Annotated in this window: 13 protein-coding genes; 4 read left to right on the top strand and 9 right to left on the bottom strand. The window is 71.5% G+C overall.

From position 1 onward, the window contains the following. Nucleotides 1–108: 108 nt before the first annotated feature. Complete coding sequence (locus ACH34W_RS08795) at nucleotides 109–1,110, top strand: NAD(P)/FAD-dependent oxidoreductase (RefSeq protein WP_395960245.1); 1,002 nt, start codon at nucleotides 109–111, stop codon at nucleotides 1,108–1,110. A 1-nt stretch (nucleotide 1,111) separates the two neighbouring features. Beyond that, nucleotides 1,112–1,423 (top strand): indolepyruvate ferredoxin oxidoreductase subunit alpha, encoded by a 312-nt coding sequence (locus ACH34W_RS08790; RefSeq protein WP_395960244.1) that lies wholly within the window; start codon nucleotides 1,112–1,114, stop codon nucleotides 1,421–1,423. A 50-nt stretch (nucleotides 1,424–1,473) separates the two neighbouring features. Here ACH34W_RS08790 and ACH34W_RS08785 read toward each other — a convergent pair whose 3' ends face one another. From ACH34W_RS08785 to ACH34W_RS08745, 9 genes are all read right to left on the bottom strand, one after another. After that, a complete protein-coding gene (locus ACH34W_RS08785) occupies nucleotides 1,474–3,834 on the bottom strand; it encodes a xanthine dehydrogenase family protein molybdopterin-binding subunit (protein WP_395960243.1) in 2,361 nt (786 codons plus the stop codon). Continuing rightward, nucleotides 3,831–4,337, bottom strand: coding sequence for a (2Fe-2S)-binding protein (locus tag ACH34W_RS08780; protein WP_395960242.1), 507 nt, complete (start codon nucleotides 4,335–4,337; stop codon nucleotides 3,831–3,833). Before ACH34W_RS08780 ends, ACH34W_RS08785 begins: the two co-directional genes overlap by 4 nt. Then, on the bottom strand, nucleotides 4,334–5,209 hold the full coding sequence (locus ACH34W_RS08775) for an FAD binding domain-containing protein (RefSeq protein WP_395960241.1): 876 nt from the start codon (nucleotides 5,207–5,209) through the stop codon (nucleotides 4,334–4,336). Before ACH34W_RS08775 ends, ACH34W_RS08780 begins: the two co-directional genes overlap by 4 nt. Before the next feature lie 27 nt (nucleotides 5,210–5,236). Further along, nucleotides 5,237–7,141, bottom strand: a complete 1,905-nt coding sequence (locus tag ACH34W_RS08770; RefSeq protein WP_395960240.1) for an FAD-dependent oxidoreductase — start codon at nucleotides 7,139–7,141, stop codon at nucleotides 5,237–5,239. A gap of 219 nt (nucleotides 7,142–7,360) precedes the next feature. Then, entirely contained in the window at nucleotides 7,361–8,806 is a 1,446-nt protein-coding gene (locus tag ACH34W_RS08765; RefSeq protein ID WP_395960239.1) for an aldehyde dehydrogenase family protein, read from the bottom strand. A gap of 52 nt (nucleotides 8,807–8,858) precedes the next feature. Then, a complete protein-coding gene (locus ACH34W_RS08760) occupies nucleotides 8,859–9,584 on the bottom strand; it encodes a sugar ABC transporter substrate-binding protein (protein WP_395960238.1) in 726 nt (241 codons plus the stop codon). Nucleotides 9,585–10,090: 506 nt separating this feature from the next. Then, nucleotides 10,091–11,209, bottom strand: coding sequence for an ABC transporter permease (locus ACH34W_RS08755; protein ID WP_395960237.1), 1,119 nt, complete (start codon nucleotides 11,207–11,209; stop codon nucleotides 10,091–10,093). Between the two features lie 53 nt (nucleotides 11,210–11,262). Continuing rightward, on the bottom strand, nucleotides 11,263–12,846 hold the full coding sequence (locus tag ACH34W_RS08750) for a sugar ABC transporter ATP-binding protein (RefSeq protein WP_395960236.1): 1,584 nt from the start codon (nucleotides 12,844–12,846) through the stop codon (nucleotides 11,263–11,265). A 134-nt stretch (nucleotides 12,847–12,980) separates the two neighbouring features. Beyond that, nucleotides 12,981–14,489, bottom strand: a complete 1,509-nt coding sequence (locus ACH34W_RS08745) for an aldehyde dehydrogenase family protein (RefSeq protein WP_395960235.1) — start codon at nucleotides 14,487–14,489, stop codon at nucleotides 12,981–12,983. Between the two features lie 208 nt (nucleotides 14,490–14,697). On the opposite strand from ACH34W_RS08745, the gene ACH34W_RS08740 reads away from it, so the two are divergent. Both ACH34W_RS08740 and ACH34W_RS08735 read left to right on the top strand, forming a co-directional pair. Then, nucleotides 14,698–15,555, top strand: a complete 858-nt coding sequence (locus tag ACH34W_RS08740) for an alpha/beta fold hydrolase (protein ID WP_395960234.1) — start codon at nucleotides 14,698–14,700, stop codon at nucleotides 15,553–15,555. Between the two features lie 32 nt (nucleotides 15,556–15,587). Then, the gene (locus tag ACH34W_RS08735; protein ID WP_395960233.1) at nucleotides 15,588–17,597 is read left to right on the top strand and encodes a GMC family oxidoreductase N-terminal domain-containing protein; all 2,010 of its coding nucleotides are present in this window, start codon (nucleotides 15,588–15,590) and stop codon (nucleotides 17,595–17,597) included. Nucleotides 17,598–17,864: the final 267 nt, after the last annotated feature.

Here is a 17,864-nt window from a genome sequence, read left to right as displayed (position 1 = left end):
GCGGCAGGTCGACGCTCCCAGCCAGGGCCGTTCCGCATAAGTGAAGCGTCCTGCTCACCGGAACGGGCCTGTTTGCCGCTGTCATGGCCTTCCATACCGTCAACGGCCATGAGCGTTATCTCCGACGTTTCCGTCACCACCGAAACCGAGATCCTGATCATCGGTGCCGGCCCGGCGGGACTCTACGGCGCCTACTACGCCGGTTTCCGCGGCCTGCGCACGGCCGTCATGGACGTGCTGCCCCAGGTCGGCGGGCAGGTCAGCGCGATGTACCCCGAGAAGCCCATCCTCGACATCGCGGGCTTCCCCGCCGTCAAGGGCCGCGACCTTGTCGACAACCTGGTCGCCCAGGCGACCCCGTACGAGCCCGCCTACCTGCTCGGCCACCGCGCGGTGGCGCTGTCCCACGACGAGGACGGGCTGCCGGTCGTCCGCACCGACCAGGGCGCGACGGTGCGCGCCGGCGCGGTCGTCGTCACCGGTGGGATCGGCACGTTCACCCCCCGCCCGCTGCCATGCGGCGAGGGCCACCTCGGCCGCGGCCTGGTCTACTTCGTGCCGAGTCCCGCCGACCACGCGGACCGGGACGTGGTCGTCGTCGGCGGCGGCGACAGCGCCTTCGACTGGGCCGCGACCCTCGCCCCGCTGGCCCGTTCGGTGCGCCTGGTGCACCGCCGCGACCGGTTCCGCGCCCACAAGGCCACCGTGGACACGGTCCGGTCGCTCGGCGTCGAGATCATCGTCAACGCCGAGGTGACCGCGCTGCGCGGCGATGGGCACGTGGAGGCCGCCGAGATCCGGTACCTCGACCGCACCGCCCGCGTCCTGCCCGCGCAGACCGTTGTCGCCGCCCTCGGCTTCAAAGCCGACCTCGGCCCGCTCCAGAGCTGGGGCCTGGACATGAGCGCCCGGCACATCGCCGTGGACACCCGGATGGCCACCAACCTGCCGCGTGTGTTCGCCGCCGGCGACATCACCGACTACCCCGGCAAGGTCAGGCTGATTTCCGTTGGCTTCGGCGAGGTCGCCACCGCGGTCAACAACGCCGCCACCGCCATCGACCCCGAGGCACTGCTGTTCCCCGGGCACTCCACTGAGAAGGACGCCTGACATGGCCTACGTCATCGGCCCCGCATGCACCGACGTGATGGACCGCTCCTGCGTGGAGGAGTGCCCGATCGACTGCATCTACGAGGGCGAGCGCAAGCTCTACATCAATCCCGTCGAATGCATCGACTGTGGCGCCTGCGAGACGGCCTGCCCCGAGCAGGCCATCACCGCCGACCGCGCCGCCGCCCCGGCCGTCCGCGACGACAACAGGCGGTTCTTCGAAGAGATCCTCCCCGGCAGGACCACCCCTCTGGGTACCCCGGGCGGCGCCGCCAACGTCGGCCCGGTGGGCGCAGACGTTGCTCCAGCCTGACCATGACTCCCCACTGTGCGACCGGGATGTCGCACAGTGGGGCATCTGTCCTACGCCGGTGCGTCGGCTCGCAAAGTGCCGACGAGCTCGAGGATCCGGGTAGGGGTGAGAGGGAAGGTGTCGATCCGGACGCCGAACGGCCGCAGCGCGTCCGCCACGGCGTTGGTGAGCGCGCCGGGGGCCTGGCTGCAGCCGCCCTCGCCGACGCCGCGGAACGGAACCGGGTCGTCCGGGTCGCCGGACTCCAGGTGGACGATCTCGATCCGGGGGATCTCCATGGCGGTCGGCACCAGATAGTCCTGGAGCGTCGTCGCGAGCGGACGGCCCTCGGCGTCGTAGGCGCAGTGCTCCATGAGCATCCCGGCGAGCCCCTGTGCCACGCCGCCGCGGATCTGGCCCTCGACGATGCCCGGATGGATGATCGTCCCGCAGTCCTCGGCGACGACGTAGCGGTCGATGTGGACCTGGCCGGTCTCCAGATCGACCTCCACGGTGCAGACGTGTGTGGAGGCCGACCAGCCGGAGGCGTCCACGGTGAACTTCGCGGTCGCCTCGAGCGAGCTCTCCACGTCCTCGGGCAGCGTGTGGGGCGCCATGTACGCCACGGTGGCGACCTCGGCCAGCGTGGTCGAGCTGGACCGGTCGCCCTTCACCGATATCGTGCCGTCCTCGATCTCCAGGTCCTCCGGGCTGGCCTCGAGCTGCTCTGCGGCGATCCGCAGGACGCGGTCGCGCAGGGTCAGCGCGGGGATGACGACGGCGCCGCTCGCCATGGTCGCCGCCTTGCTCGCCCCGGTGCCGAAGAAGAAGAACGGCACCCGGTCGGTGTCGCCGCTGACGACCGTGACGTCGTCCAGGCCGACGCCGAGCTGGTCGGCCACGACCTGGGCCAGCGTCGTCTCGTGGCCCTGACCGTGCGGCACCTGTCCGGTGAAGGCGGTCACCGTGCCGTCGGGTTCGATGCGCACCCGGCCGGTCTCGGCCTCCAGCGGGAACCCGAGCGCCTGCCACCAGGTCTGCGGCCCCGGGAAGGGGTGGATCGAGGACGCCAGCCCGATCCCGAGGTGGCGGCCCTCCGCCAGCGCGGCGCGCTGGCGCTCCCGGAAGCCCTCGTAGTCGATCGTCTTGAGCGCGGTCTCCAGCGTGCGCGCGGCGTCGATCCGGTCGATGATCGCGCCGGTCGCGTTCGTGGTCGGCTGCTCGGCCGTTGTCACGAAGTTGCGCCGGCGCACCTCGACCGGGTCCAGGTCGAGCTCGCGGGCGATCGTGTCCAGCAGGCGCTCTCGCGCCAGGGTCTCCACCGAACCCGGGCCGCGGTACGACACGTACGGGTTCTTGTGCGTCGCCACGCACGTGGTACGCCAGCGGAAGTTCGGGATCCGCAGGGCGCCGGTGATCTGGACGCGCGCGAGGGCCGCGAACAGCGGCGCCGGGGGCTGCGCCGGGTATGAGCCGTGGTCGAGCGTCATGTGCGCGTCGAGCGCGAGCACCGTGCCGTCCGCGCGGACGGCGGCGCGCATGGCGACGGTCTCCTCGCGCGCCGATCCGAGGGCGGTGAGGTTCTCCCGGCGGTCCTCGATCCACTTCACCGGGCGGCCGAGGATCCGGCTGGCCACGGCGATGACGACGTCCTCCCGGTACATCGCCCACTTGGAGCCGAACGCGCCGCCCACGTCACCGGCCACCACGCGCACCCGGCTCTGGGGAAGGCCGAGGTAGCGCGCCAGGTAGACGCGATACAGGTGGGCGGACTGAGTCGAGGCGTGGTAGGTGAGCTTGCGCGCCCCCGCGTCCCAGTCGGCCACGCCGCCCCGGCCCTCCATCGGGACGAGGCCGAAGCGGTGCTGGTCGATGGTGAGCTCGACGACGCGGTCGGCGGCGGCGAACGCGCCGTCGACGTCGCCGAAGTGGTACGCCTCCGGATCGTCGTCGTAGATGATGTTGTCGCCGAGGTCCGCGAAGACGGGGGTGGTGCCGTCGGCCAGCGCCTCCGCGGGGTCGAGCACGGGGGCCAGCGGCTCCCAGTCGACGACGATCGCGTCGCACGCGTCCTCGGCGATCGCCCGGCTGTCGGCCACCACGGCGGCGACCGGATCGCCGACGTAGCGCGCGAGGTCGGTCAGCGCGTCGAACAGCGGCGCCCGGTGGCCCGGCACGCCCATGTCGTAGTTCATCCGCTCGACCACGTGCGAGGCGAGCTCTTCGCAGGTCAGAACCAGGTGTACGCCCGGGATCGCCTTCGCCTCGGTGACGTCGACCGACCGGATGCGGGCGTGCGCGTGCGGGCTGCGCAGGAACGCCATGTGGAGCATGCCCGGCAACCGCACGTCGTCGACGTAGCGGCCCTGGCCGGTGAGGATCCGCCTGTCCTCGACGCGCTCGACGCGGGACCCGATGAGACGTCCGATCATGACGCGTCCTCCAAGTCGTCGCGGCCCATCGCGTCGGCGCCGCGGCGGACGCCGTCGACGATCGACTGGTAGCCCGTGCAGCGGCAGATGTTCGCGGCCATGGCCTCCCGGATCTCGTCGTCGGTGACGTCGGGCCGTTCTTCGAGCAGCGCGACGGCGGTCATGACGAAGCCGGGCGAGCAGTAGCCGCACTGGAAGGAGTTCGCCGCCTTGAACGCGGCCTGCACGGGGTGCAGCTCGCCGCCGCGTTCGAGGCCCTCGACGGTCGTGACCGCGCATCCGTCGGCCTGGGCGGCCAGCATGAGGCACGAGCGGACCGGCTCGCCGTCCACGAGCAACGTGCAGGAGCCGCAGACGCCCTGTTCGCAGCCGATGTGGGTGCCGGTCAGCGCGAGGTCGTCGCGCAGCAGGTCGACGAGTGACGTCCGGGCCGGGGCGGTCACGGCGACGCTCGTCCCGTTGACGGTCATCCGGACCATGTGCTGCTGATCTTCCATGGTCATCTCTCGCTTTCGTGGTCGGAGCCGAGGGCCGCCTCGACACCTCGCCGGATGAGTACCGTCAGGGCGTGCCCCCGGTAGGCCGCCGACGCGTGCATGTCCGCGCGCGGTTCGGCCGTCGCGACCGCCGCTTCGGCGGCGGCCGCGATCGCCTCGGTTCCCGGTGCCGCGCCGGTGAGGAGGGCCTCGGCCTCCGGCAGGCGGCGGGGCCGGTCTTCCACACCGGCCATCGCGAGCCGGGCGCGGGACACCCGGCCGTCGCCGTCGAGCTCCAGGCCGACCGCGACGCCGGCCACGGCGGGCGCGTTGTGACGGCGGTTGATCTCGACGTAGGCCCAGCGGGAGCCGGCCGGCGCGGACGGGACGCGCAGCTCGACCAGCAGCTCGTCCGGATCGCCCGGTGGCCCGCCCGTGGCTCCGGGCAGCTCGGCGACCGCGAGCTCGCGCTCACCTCCGCCGGCGCGCCGCAGCACCGCGGTCGCGTCGAGCGCGACGAGCGCGGTGAACAGCTCACCGCTCGGGTCGGCCTGCGCGACGCTGCCGCCGAGCGTCCCCCGGTTGCGCACCGGGGCGCTGGCCACCCAGCGCACCGCCTCGCGCAGCAGCGGTGCGTGCTCGTTGACGACGCCGTCGCGTTCGAGCGTGCGCTGGCGGACCATCGCGCCGAGCACCAGCGTGCCGTCGCGCACGGCGATGTGGTCCAGTCCGGTCACGCGACCGAGATCGACGAGGGCCCGGGGGCGCACCGAGCGGACGTGCATGAGCGGCATCAGGCTCTGGCCGCCGGCGAGCGGGCGTGTGCCCTCGGCGGTGAGCAGTTCGAGGGCCGCGTCCAGTGACGCGGGGGCGTGGTAGGCGAATGCGGCTGGCTTCATCGCGATCCTCCAGGGAACCGGCGCGGGCTATGCGGCGAGCATGCGATGCGCCGTGCGCCTCGCCATCGCCATGATCGTGATCATCGGGTTGACGCCGGGGGCGGTGGGCAGCGCCGAGGCGTCGCCGATCCACACCCCGCGCACGTCGCGCAGCTGCCCGTCCGGGTCGGCGACCGAGGTCGCCGGATCGCCGCCCAGCCGGCAGGAGCCGAGCTGGTGCGCCGAGTACGGCGTCGACGGGCGGGTGCGCTCCACGGTCGCCAGGAAGGCCGCCTCGTCTTCGCCTCGGCGCCACGCGAGCTCGCCGTGGTGCAACGTGTAGACGGCGCGGGCGCCGGCCGCCAGGTGCAGGCTCGCGATGTCGGCGCAGCCCCTCCGCCCGATCCGCTCGTCGGCCGGGTCGTCGAGCCGCCAGCTGACGCGCGCCTCGCCGCGCTCGTCGATCGTCACCCGGCCCGACCCGTGGTCGTGGCCGACCGCGTGCCAGGGCGCGGTGTGCGCCAGGTCGAGCATCCGCAGCTTGTGGTCCCGGCCGGAGATCCACGGGATCTGCGAGGCCCATCCGCCCGGTGCGAGCGTCGTCGTCTCGACCAGCCAGCCGCTGCCGTCGGCGACCCGGTCGAACGCGGCGACGGACTGCACCTGCCCGTTCCAGGCCTCGATCGGGTCGTCGTAGACACCGGCGGCGAACCACGTCGGATGCACCCGCAGGAACCGGCCGACGTTCGGGCCGCCGATGCCGCTGCGCAGAAGCAACGCCGGCGATTCCAGGCTCCCCGCGGCGACGACCACGGTAGGGGCGTGCACCGTGAGCCCGGTCGTGGTGCCGTCGGGATGGGTGACGGTCGCGGCGACGCCGGCCGCGCGGCCGTCGCGGGACAGCACCGCGTCGGCGCGGCAGTCGACGACGATGCGGGCGCCGTCCGCGACGGCGTCCTCAAGGTAGGTCCGCAGCGTGGAGCGCTTGGCGCCGCGCTGGCAGCCGAAGTGGCAGTATCCGCAGAAGCGCGGGTCGTCGTCCGGTGTGCAGTTGCGCGGCAGCGGCTCCCACGGCCGGCCGGACGCCTCGAGCCCGTCGACCAGGCGCTGCGAGTTGCGGTTCGGGACGCTGTGCTCGGTGTTGACGTTCAGGCGCGCGCACACCGCGTCGAGGTGGGCGTCGTAGGCGGCGCCGTCGAGCCCGTCGAGGCCGTTCTTGGCCCAATCCGCCCGCACGTCGTCGCGGGTGCGCAGCGACACCATCGAGTTGATCGTCGTGCCCCCGCCGAGGGTCGCGCCGGCGAGCATGCCGAGCGTGGCCTCCTGCGAGAAGAACAGGCCGCCGTGGAGGAACATCTTCGCGGCCGTGATCTCGAGCTGGTGGAAGTCCGGTTCCCGCAGGTAGGGGCCGCTTTCCAGGACGACGACCGACCGTCCCGCGGCGGCCGCCTCGGCGGCGACGACCGCGCCGCCGGCGCCGGAGCCGACCACGACGACGTCCGCGTCGAGCGTCGCGTCGTCGCCCGCGACGGTCAGCGGGGCGATCGGCGCGGGGGTGCCGGCCGGCGGCGGCGCGCTCAGCGGGCCCGGGTAGCCGACCGCCGGCCAGTTCGGGTTGCGCCCCTCGGCGTCGAGCGTGGCGTAGAAGAGGGCGAGGACGCTCGCGCGCAGCGACCGCAGCGCCGGATCGCCGTCCAGCGCGCGCAGGGTCGCGGTGCGCCGGTCGAGGTCGTCATCGGCGAAGGAGGACGCGGCGAGGCGATCGAGCAGACCGGCCGGGGCGCCGGAGGCGACGAGGCCGGCGATGCCGAGTTCGGAGGCGGGACGTCCGAGCAGCTCGCGCGCCGCGCCCTCGCCACCGTCGACGGCGGGGACCAGCGTGTCGCACAGCAGTTCCAGCACCCTGGCCGCCGGCGTGCCGGTGGTGTTCAGCGCCGGGCTCGATGCGTTCATGACGCTCCATTCGTTCTAGGGAGGGACTCGACCACCCCGCGCGACCAGGCACAATGCCGACGTTCCGCTGAGCGGACCAGGGGGCTCACATCTCGGGCGAGCAGATCGCCGGGTGGAGGGCAGCCGCCATCAGGGCAGCCGTCATCAAGGCGGTGATGGTCGCGTGCGCGTTGAGGTCGGTGACGGCGGCCGGGCGTCGCTGACCGGCCGCCGGCCGGATCAGCCGATGTTGAGGAAGACCGACTGCGTCTCGGTGAATTCCTCGATGGAGTAGGCGCCGAGCTCGCGCCCCCACCCGCTCATTCCGAATCCGCCCCAGGGCGCGCCCGGGTCGATGAGCGGAAGCTGGTTCACGAAGACGGTGCCCGCGTGGATGCGGGGCGGGACGGTGTGGGCCGTGGCGAGGTCCTTGGTCCACAGGACGGCCGCCAGCCCGTAGTCGGTGTCGTTGGCACGGGCCACGGCCTCGTCGAGGTCGTCGTACGGCATGATCGACAGCACCGGGCCGAAGATCTCCTCACGGGCGATCGTCATGTCGTCGCGCACCTCGCCGAAGACCGTGGGCCGGTAGAAGAACCCCTCGGCCAGGTCGCCGCCGACCCGCTGCCCGCCGGTGACCAGCTGCGCTCCCTGATCCACCCCGGTGCCGACGTACGACGCGACCCGGTCCAGGTGCTCCTGGGACACCAGCGGGCCCACGACGGTGTCGGGATCGCTCCCCGGCCCGATGGCCAGGGAGCCCGCCGCCGCGGCGATCTTCTCGGTGAACTCGTCGACGCGCGAGCGCTGGACGAAGAAACGCGTGTACGCGCCGCAGGCCTGGCCGGTGTTGAAGATCGCTCCTTGGAGGTTGCCCATGACGGCGGCGTCGATGTCGGCGTCCGCGCACACGATGCTCGGCGCCTTCCCGCCGAGTTCCAGGCTGACCCGCTTGAGGTCGTCCGCCGAAGCGCGCACGATCTGCTGTCCCACCGCGGTGGAGCCGGTGAAGGAGATCTTGTCGACCCCGCGGTGGACGACGAGCGCCCTGCCCACGTCCGGGCCGCCGGTGAGCAGGTTGACCACGCCCGCGGGGACGCCCGCCTCGACGCACAGCTCGGCGAGCCGGACCGTCGACAGCGGGGTCTGCTCGGCCGGCTTGAGGATGACCGTGTTCCCGGTCGCCAGCGCCGGGGCCAGCTTCCAGGCCGCGATCGCGAGGGGAAAGTTCCACGGTGTGATGAGGGCGCAGACGCCGACGGGCAGCCGGTGCTGGTAGGTCAGGTTCCCCGGGATCGACACCGGCGAGACGGTTCCCTCGATCTTGGTCGCGAAGCCGGCGTAGTAGCGGAAGACCTGCGCGGCCAGCGGAACGCTGACTCCGCCGCTGACGAAACCGGGCTGCCCCTGGTCCAGGGTCTCCAGTTCGGCGAGCTCCTTGGCGTCACGCTCGATCAGCTCGGCGACCCGCCACAGCAGCCGGCCCCTCTCGTCGGGGGTCATCGCCCGCCAGGCGACGGACTCGAACGCCGCCCGCGCCGCCGCGACCGCGGCGTCGACGTCGGCCGTACCCGCCTCGGCGAAGGTGCCGATGATCTGGCCGTTCGCCGGATTGCGCGTTTCGCTGGTCGCGCCCGACGCGGCATCGACCCACTCGCCTGCGACAAGCAGCCGCGTGCTCACCATGAGATCTCCATATTCCGGGCGTGTGCGGCCCGGGTGCGTGCCGGCGACGGGGTCACTTGCCGCTCGTCTCGATCGGCAGGTTGGCGAGCTTGAACGATTGCTTTTCGGGAGCGACGTAGCTGCCGATGTTCGACGCATTGTAGTACACCGATCGCACCACGTACCGTTTGCCTGTCTGGCCCCCGGTCGCGTCCTGCATCGCCTTGATGAGAGCCATTCCGGTGACCACCGGGTTGGGGTCCCACGTGCCGGTGAGCCGGCCCTGCCGGATCGCCTCGATGGCCTCAGGGTCACCGTTGGTGCCCTCGATGATCACACCGCGCGTGGTGCCGTTGGAGACGGTGAGACCCGCCGCGACGGCCGAGGCCGAGGCGCCCAGGGCCGAGGAGTCGTTGTAGGCCCACACCGCGTCGACGTCCCGGTACTTGGCGAACAGGTCCGCGGTCAGCGTCGCGGCGTTGGCCGAGGTGTCCTTGGTGTTGTCGGTCTGGTTCACGATCGTCAGCCCGGCCGCCCTGGCGGCGTCGCTGAAGCATTTGACGTTGGCCTGGAGCGACGGCACGGGAGGGCCGCCGATGACGATGACCTTGCCGCTGGGCCTTGCCTTCGCGATTCGTTGCGCCGACTGCTTGAGCGGGGAGTCGTCCTCACAGAGGTAGAGCTGCCACCACACGCTGGACGCGATGCCGTTGCCCTGGGAGTTGATCGCGATGACCGGGATCTTCGCGGTGCCCGCCTGTGCGAAGGTCCCTCCATGGCGCCGGGGTCGAGGGTCCACAACCCGATGGCGCCGACCCGCTTCTGGATCATGGTCTGGACGTTGGACACCTGGGCGTCGGCGGACAGGTTGGCGTCGATCACGTCCGCGGACCAGCCGAGCTCGCCCGCTCCGGCCTTGAAGCCGCGGGCCAACGCCTGCTGACCCGGCTGGGACGCGACCGGGCTCGAGTACGCGACCGAGACGTCGCTCGCCGCGTCCGACGATTCTCCACAGGCGCCGAGCGCCGCCATCATGACCGCGACTCCGGCAATGCTGATGATTCTGGTCTTTGCTGCAGGTGTTGCCATGGACGGTGCCTCCAAAGATGGTTCTCACGGGGCGCTGCGGGAAGCGCGGGTAAACGTGCACTAGGCGAACGCCGGGGCGGTGTGCGAGCGCGGGGCGGTGTACGGAGGCGATGGGCTGGGCGGTCGCGAGGCGATGGGCGGCAGAGCGCCGGCCGAGTGGGGGATGGGCCGGGCGGGGCGTCCGGCGGGGTCTGGGGCCTTCGGGGGGCTGTGTCGTCAGGTGCCAGCCGCCTTCTGGCGGGGACCGGGCGCCGCTGGACGTCGCAGGGTCAGCCAGCCGCGTGCGCGGGCCACGCCGAAGGCCACCGCGACGATGAGCACGACGCCGTTCACGGTGCCGCGCCAGAACGTCGAGACATCACTGAGCGTCAGGCCGTTCTGGATGACCCCCAGGAAGACGACGCCGAGCACCGTGCCCCCGACACCGCCCTCGCCGCCGGTGTACGCCGTGCCACCGATGAGCACGGCCGCTATCACGGTCAGCAGCAGCGTGGAGTCGATGGTCGGGCTCGCGCCGGTCAGGCGGCCGATCTGGACCAGGCTGGCCGTCGCGGCGGCGAGGCCGGCCAGCAGGTACACAGAGAAGATCGTCCGGGCCACCTTGATTCCGTTGAGGCGGGCCGCCTCGGGGTTGGAGCCGACGGCGTACACGGCGCGGCCGAACGAGGTGTACTTCAGGGTGAGCGCCGCGCCGGCGACGAGCACCACGTCGAAGATCAGCAGATAGGGAATTCCGCCGACGTCGTTGAGCGCGAACTTGTACACCGGCTGAAAGGCGCCGAAGGAGAACGTGTTGACCGTCCTGCCGTGGTTCATGACCAGCGCGACGCTCTCGAAGACCGCGAGCGTGCCCAGGGTGACCACCAGGAACGACACCCTGACGTAGGCGATCAGCACACCGTTGACCACGCCGAGCAGCAGCCCGGCCAGCAGCGCGCCGCCCACCGCGACCAGGGCGCCCTGGCCGTTTTTCAGCAGCAGTCCGTAGGTCATGCCGGTGACCGCGGCGGCGGAGGCGGTGGACAGGTCGATGCCGCCGGAGATGATGACGAAGGTGGCGCCGACGGCGAGCACCAGGATGACCGTGTTCGACGCGACGATATTGGTGATGTTCCCCCAGGTGAGGAAGATCGGCTCGGTGAGCGCCATGTAGGCGCACAGCAGGACCAGGCCGGTCAGCACGCCGGTGCTCCTGGCGGACGCCCGCCGGATCGGGACGGACGCCCGCCGGAGCGCGTCGAGGCGGCCCGCGCCCCGTGGGTTCTCCGCCGCCTCCGCGGGGCCCGGGGCGGAGACTTTCCGGCTTCGTTCCGAGGTGTCGGTGTCGTTGGCCATGGAGGTGCTCCAGATTCATCGGGAGAAGAAGGCGTCGTCGGACGACACCCGGCTCAGTTCAAGGCGTCATGATCCGCGTGGACGTGGCCGCTGACGGCGATGTCGTTGAGGGTCTGCTCGGTGAGAGCGGCACTGCCGACCTCGCCTCGCACCGAGCCCTGGAAGCAGACGATGACGCGGTCGGCCAGGCCGATCAGCTCCGGCAGTTCCGAGCTGACGATGACGACGGCGGCACCCTGCTCGGTCAGTTCCTGGAGCAGCGCGTAGATCTGGCTCTTGGCGCCGACGTCCACGCCCCGGGTGGGTTCGCTGAGCACGTAGACCGGGCAGCCGAGCGCGAAGACGCGCCCGAGGACGACCTTCTGCTGATTGCCTCCCGACAACTGGGTGATGCGCTGTCCGGGCGACGAGGCCTTGACGCCATAGGTCGCCATGGCGTCGCGCACCCGTCGCTTCTCCTCTCTGCTGGGGACGACGCCGAAGCGGGACAGCGACCGCAGCCAGGTCAGCGACATGTTCTCCGCGACGTCGCGGGTGGGCAGGAGCGCCGACCGCTTCCGGTCGTCCGGGACGAGGCCGATGCCGGCCTCCAGCGCCCGCCGGGGATCGCCCAGGGGCACCGTCCTTCCGTTGACCCGCACCGTGCCGGTGGCGGGTATCGCCCCGCCCAGGGCGAGCCCGATCTGCGCCTTGCCCGAGCCGACCAGGCCCGCGATCCCGAGAACCTCTCCGCCCCGGACGTCGAAGGACGTCGGCGTCAGCGCCCCGTCCGCGGCCGCGAGGTCCCGGACCTCCAGGACGATCTCGCCCGGGGAGGCGTCGCGGGACCCGTAGTAGTCGTGCAGCTCCCGTCCCACCATCATCTGCACCAGCTCGCGCTCGGGGGTCTGGGGCAGCGGGATGGTTCCGACGACCCTCCCGTCCCGCAGCACGGTCGCCGAGCCCGCGCTCGAGTACAGCTCCGGCATGCGATGGGAGATCATCAGCACGGAGACACCGTCCCGGGCGCGGTCCCGGACGAGCTGCAGGAGCCGCTCGGTGGCGGTCTCGGACAGCGAGCTGGTGGCCTCGTCGAGGATGAGCAGCCGCGCCCGGGACGACACGGCGCGGGCGATCTCGACCTCCTGCTGCAGCTCCACGCTGAGATCGCGGACGCGGGCGTCGACGTCGACGTGCACGCCGAGCGAGCGCAGTTGCGCGCGCGCCTCGCGCCGGACCCGCGCCCAGTCGACCACGCCCCGGCTGCGGGGAAGCCGGCCCAGGAACACGTTCTCGGCGACCGACAGCTGACCCGCCAGGGTCAGCTCCTGGCTGATCATGACAATGCCGAGCCGGAGGGCGGCGGCCGGGTCGGGGATCGGCGTCTGGTGGCCGTCGACGAGGATCACTCCACCGTCGGGCTGCTCGACACCGCCGATGATTTTCGCCAGGGTGGACTTGCCCGAGCCGTTCTCACCGGTCAGCGCGTGGATCTCGCCGGGGCGGAGGACCAGGCTCGCGTCGTCGAGAGCCAGCACGCCCGGGTAATGCCTGGAGACTCCGCGCACCTCCACGACGGGGGCCGGGGTCGTGGCGGGGGGCGGCGTCGCGGCGGGTCCGGACGGCACGGGGGGCGGGCTCATCGGATTGTTGGACATGGCCTGCCTCCGGAGAGAAGGGTCCGAGAACGTACGACCATCGAATTGGCAGCCACCCTGGCAGCCGCCGCGGCGGGGGAGAAGCGGCGCGTTCCGGTGAGCAAACCGGTGCCACAACCGCTCCCACCAGGTGTTCAGCTCAGATTCCACAGTGCCGGGCGCTCGCGGCCGAGATCGATGTTGACCGCCTTGGTCGCGGTGTACTCCCGCAGTGTCTGCGCCGAGAGTTCCCGCCCGAAGCCGCTGTCGCCGACGCCGCCCATCGGCATCCCGGGCGGGAGGTCGAACCAGCGGTTGATCCAGATGATCCCGGCCTCGAGCTGGTCGGCGATGAGGTGCGCCCGACGCAGATCCCGGGTCCAGACCCCGGCGGCGAGCCCGTAGCGGGTCGAGTTGGCCCGTGCCACGGCCTCCTGGTCGTCGCGGTACCGCTCGACGACCGTGACGGGGCCGAAGACCTCGGTCCGGGTGATCGCGGCGGTGCCTTCGGGATCGGCCAGCAGAACCGGCCGCTGGTAGTAGCCGCCCTCCAGGCCCGGCGGCAGCTCCAGCGGCTCGTCCCCGGTGATCACCCGTACGCCGTCGGCGCGGGCGCGGTCGAGATGGCCGCGCACCACGTCACGGTGACGGGCCGATACCAGTGGACCCATCTCGCTGGCCGGGTCCGTCGCGTCGCCCACGCGGATCCCGCGTGCCGTTTCGGCGAAGCGCTGGACGAACTCGTCATGCACGGACTCGTGCACCAGGAGACGCGAGGCGGCGATGCAGGCCTCACCGTTGGCGAGGTAGATCCCCAGCAGCGCGTCCGACACCGCGCACTCCAGGTCGGCGTCGGCGGCCACGATCATGGCGCCCTTGCCGCCGAGCTCCATGAGGCTCGGCGTCAGCGTCCGGCCGGCCGCTCCCAGGATCGCGCGCGCGGTGGCCGGGCCGCCGGTAAAGGTGATCTTGGCGATGTCCGGATGCGCCACCAGCGCCGCGCCCGTCTCCGGCCCCACGCCCGTGATCACATTGAGCACCCCGTCCGGGAGCAGGTCTGCGATCAGCCGGGTGAACTCCAGGATGCTCGCGGACGCGTACTCCGACGGCTTGACGACGACCGTGTTGCCGGCGGCGAGCGCCGGCGCCACCTTGTTCGCGAAGGTGATCAGCGGTGAGTTCCATGGCAGCACCGCGGCGATGACCCCGAGCGGAGCGCATCTGGTGTACACGAGGGTGTTCGGGTCGGCGACCGGGATCTGCTCGCCGTTCAGGCCGTGCAGCACCCCCGCGAAGAAGCGGAAGATCGCGCTGACCGTCGGGATGTCGGCCATGAAGGCCTCGCGGATCGGGCGGCCGTTCTCCGTCGCCAGCAGCGGCGCGAATCGCTCACCCTGCCGCTCGAACCTGTCGGCGATGGCGAGCAGGGCGGCCTGCCGCTTGTCGGGCGTGGTCCGTCCCCAGGCCCCGAACGCGCGGCGAGCGGCGGCCACGGCGGACTCGACGTCGGCCTCGGTCCCCTGGGGAAGGGTGGCCCACGGCCGGCCGACGCTCGGGTCGACCGCTTCGAAGGTCCTGGCCGCCGCCGTCCAGTCGCCACCGATCAGCTGGCGGTAGTCGCCCGGCGGGACATAGGCGGCCCGGGACGTTGTGGTGGTGGTCATGGCGTTCCTCTCGCCGCGTCGCACCGCACGGATGCGGGTGTCCGCCCAGGTCCGGGCGGAGCGCGATGCGGCGAATTCTGCACCCTGCCCCGCGCGAGACACCGGGGCGATGGTCCGGTCAGCGGACCGATGACACTGTGGATCCGCCCAGCCGGCCCGAAGATGTGCCTATCTGGCCCCAAGGACGTGACCGACCCGGGAGTACGCGATGACCACGACGGCCGACGCCTCCACCGCCTCGGGCTCGCCCGGATCTCCGGGGCTACGGCGCGGGTACGCCGACACCCGCTTCGGTCAACTCCACTACGCGGAACAGGGCACCGGGCCCGCCGTCCTCCTGCTCCACCAGACCCCGCGTTCACACGACGAGTTCCGGGAGGTCCAGCCGCTCCTGGCGCGCGGGCGCAGGGTGATCGCCATGGACATGCTCGGGTTCGGAATGAGCGCTCCCGTCGCGTCGCCGCAGACCATCGAGCAGATCGCGCAGGGAGCGTTCGCCCTGCTCGACGCCCTCGGCATCCGATCCGCCGTCGTGCTCGGGCACCACACGGGGGCGGCGGCCGGAGTCGAGATGGCGGCGAGCGCGCGCGCCCGGGTCGACGCGCTGGTGCTGTCCTCCGGGCCCTGGACGGACGCGGCCTACCGGGAGTCACATGCCGGCGGCCCAGGGGTGGACGAGGCCGTGACCGCCGAGGACGGGACGCATCTGGTCGAACTCTGGGCGTTGCGCCGACCCTACTATCCCGCTGGCCGGCCGGACCTGCTCAACCGTTTCGTCCGCGATGCCCTGGCCCCGGGCGTCGACCCTGCGGAGGGGCACAAGGCGTGCGCGCGCTACGTCATGGAGGACCGGATCCCCCTCGTCACGGCGCCGGTCCTCGTGATCGGAGCGGAGGCGGATCCCTTCGCCCTCCCTGACGTGGCTAGGCTGCAAGCGCACCTGGTCAGCGCCCGCTCGGTCGACGTCGCGTTCATCGAGGGCGGCACCATCCCGCTGATGGAGCAGAAGCCCGAACAGGTGGCTCAGCTCGTGAACGACTTCCTCGCGAGGTTGGACCTTCCCTGATCTGTTACCTCGACCAGCAACGGAGCCCTGGCATGAACGACAACGATCCCGAAGGTCCGACGACCTACGACCCCCGGCTGTTGCGCGCCCTGTGCGACACGCTCGTGCCATGGGTCGACCCTGCCGGGTGCGGTCCCCAGGAAGCGACGCTGCTGACCACCACTGCTTCCGCGGTCGGCGTCGACCAGATCCTGGGCATGGTGCTTCCTGCGATGGCCCCGCACGTGCGGGCACTCGTGTCCGCGGCGCTGGAGGCTCTCGGCGCCGATTTCGTCGCCGCGGACGAGGCCGAGCGCGTCTCTCGGTGGACCGGGGTGCTCTCGGGTCCCGCGACGTACCCTGGCGCGATCATCCTGCAGAGCACGATCTTGGCGATGTTCTACACCGCGCCGGATGAGCGGCTCACCAACCCCACCTGGCCCGCCATCGGTTATCCGGGCCCGCTGTTGGAGCCGCCGACGGAGGCTCAATTCCCCAAGACGTTGCGCACCCTGGAGGTGCCGGAGGATGCCGGCGTGCTCACGGCCGACGCGGTCATAGTCGGCTCGGGCGCCGGAGGAGGGGCGGCAGCGGCCCGGCTCGCCGCCGCGGGCCTGAAGGTCATGGTTCTGGAGAAGGGCGCCTACCGTAACGAGCCCGACCTTCCTCAGCTCGAGGCGCTCTCCTTCCCCAACCTCTACCTCGGTGGTGGGTTCATCTGGTCGACGACCGCGAGTGTCGGCCTCCTGGCCGGCTCGACGGTCGGGGGCGGTACGACCGTCAACTCCATGGCCTGCCTCCCGCCCCCGGACTACGTGCTGGCGGAGTGGGCCCGGCTCGGCATGGAACAGGCCGACTCCCAGACCTTCGGGGCGCATGTGGCGTCGGTGATGACGCGGATCAACGCCACCCCGTCCAACAGCGTGCATAACGGCGTCAACCGGATCCTCATGCGGGCGTTCGAGGCCGCCGGGCTCGCCCATGCTGTGGTGGCCCGCAACGCACGCGATGACGACTCGCGCTATTGCGGCGAATGCAACGCGGGATGCCTGACCGGGTGCAAGCAATCCACGATGAAGACCTTCCTGCAGGATGCCAGCGACGACGGAGCGCTCCTGTTGCCGAGATGCGACGTGCAGGAGATCTTGCAGGCGGACGGGGTGGCCACCGGTGTCCGCGCCCGCCTCACGAGCGACGACGGCTCGGTCCGGGACATCATGGTCCACGCCCCGGTGGTCGTCCTGGCGGCGGGAGCGCTCGCCACGCCCACCCTGCTACAGGCCTCGTCCCTTGGCGGCCCGGCCGTGGGCCACAACCTTCACGTGCATCCTTCGTACTTCATGAGCGGCGTGTTCGACGAAGTCGTCGAAGGATGGGCCGGCCAGATCCTGACCTGCGTCAGTCACGACTTCGACCACGTCGAGGGCGACCACGGGTTCGTCATCGAGGCCGCACCGATGGGCCTGGGCTTCTGGACCGCCCTCACCGCGTGGCACAACGGCGAGCAGCACAAGCACGAGCAGCTCCGGCTGCGCCACGTCTCCGGCATCTGGGGCTTCGCCCGCGACCACGGGGCGGGCACGGTCCGGCGTGGCGACGACGGGATGCCGCTGGTCACGTGGGAACTCGACGACCCCATCGACCTGGCGGTCGTCCGCCGGTGCCACGTCGAGCTCGCGAAACTGCTCAAGGCGGCGGGCGCCAAGGAGATCTTCACCTTCCTGCCGGGAGACCCGCGATGGCACGAGGGCGAGGACTTCGAGGTGTTCCTCGGACGCCTGCGCCGGCTCTCCCGATCCGACATCCTCACCCTGTCGGCCCACCAGTCCGGCACCTGCGCGACGGGAACCGACCCGCGGACCTCGGTGGTCGACGGACGCGGGCAGTTGCACGACACGCGCGGCGTCTACATCGTCGATGCTTCGGCGCTCCCGACGGCGCCGGGGGTCAACCCGATGATCTCCATCGAGGCCTTCGCCAGCAAGACGTCGGACCACATCATCTCCGACCGAGCCCGCCGTAACCCCATCGCGGCCGCAACGGGAAACCGGGCGCCCGAATAAACTCTCGGATTCCCGACCTCCGCCGCGGTCACAGATGAGCGGCGAGGGTCGCACGCGGGGGTCCGGGGGTCGCCCCCCGGATAAACACAGCGGGCCACCGGGAAGACGCAGCTGCGTCGACCACGATGGCCCGACTCGTGGGCGATACTGGGATTGAACCAGTGACCTCTACCGTGTCAAGGTAATCCGCGATCACCCCTGACCTGCGTTGTGAGGTATCTGTGCAGTTCATAAGCCTCCGTTCAACTCCGTTCAGCGCCGTTGGGC

This window comes from Actinomadura sp. 6N118 (genome assembly GCF_044326415.1).
Lineage (GTDB): Bacteria > Actinomycetota > Actinomycetes > Streptosporangiales > Streptosporangiaceae > Spirillospora.
Note: the sequence above shows the minus strand (reverse complement) of the source record. Positions and strands in the feature narration are given on the sequence as shown.

Bases quoted from the DNA above. Each gene is read 5' to 3' on its own strand.
- ACH34W_RS08795 (WP_395960245.1), top strand. From the start codon at position 109: ATGAGCGTTATCTCCGACGTTTCCGTCACCACCGAAACCGAGATCCTG.
- ACH34W_RS08790 (WP_395960244.1), top strand. From the start codon at position 1,112: ATGGCCTACGTCATCGGCCCCGCATGCACCGACGTGATGGACCGCTCC.
- ACH34W_RS08785 (WP_395960243.1), bottom strand. From the start codon at position 3,834: ATGATCGGACGTCTCATCGGGTCCCGCGTCGAGCGCGTCGAGGACAGG.
- ACH34W_RS08780 (WP_395960242.1), bottom strand. From the start codon at position 4,337: ATGACCATGGAAGATCAGCAGCACATGGTCCGGATGACCGTCAACGGG.
- ACH34W_RS08775 (WP_395960241.1), bottom strand. From the start codon at position 5,209: ATGAAGCCAGCCGCATTCGCCTACCACGCCCCCGCGTCACTGGACGCG.
- ACH34W_RS08770 (WP_395960240.1), bottom strand. From the start codon at position 7,141: ATGAACGCATCGAGCCCGGCGCTGAACACCACCGGCACGCCGGCGGCC.
- ACH34W_RS08765 (WP_395960239.1), bottom strand. From the start codon at position 8,806: ATGGTGAGCACGCGGCTGCTTGTCGCAGGCGAGTGGGTCGATGCCGCG.
- ACH34W_RS08755 (WP_395960237.1), bottom strand. From the start codon at position 11,209: ATGGCCAACGACACCGACACCTCGGAACGAAGCCGGAAAGTCTCCGCC.
- ACH34W_RS08750 (WP_395960236.1), bottom strand. From the start codon at position 12,846: ATGTCCAACAATCCGATGAGCCCGCCCCCCGTGCCGTCCGGACCCGCC.
- ACH34W_RS08745 (WP_395960235.1), bottom strand. From the start codon at position 14,489: ATGACCACCACCACAACGTCCCGGGCCGCCTATGTCCCGCCGGGCGAC.
- ACH34W_RS08740 (WP_395960234.1), top strand. From the start codon at position 14,698: ATGACCACGACGGCCGACGCCTCCACCGCCTCGGGCTCGCCCGGATCT.
- ACH34W_RS08735 (WP_395960233.1), top strand. From the start codon at position 15,588: ATGAACGACAACGATCCCGAAGGTCCGACGACCTACGACCCCCGGCTG.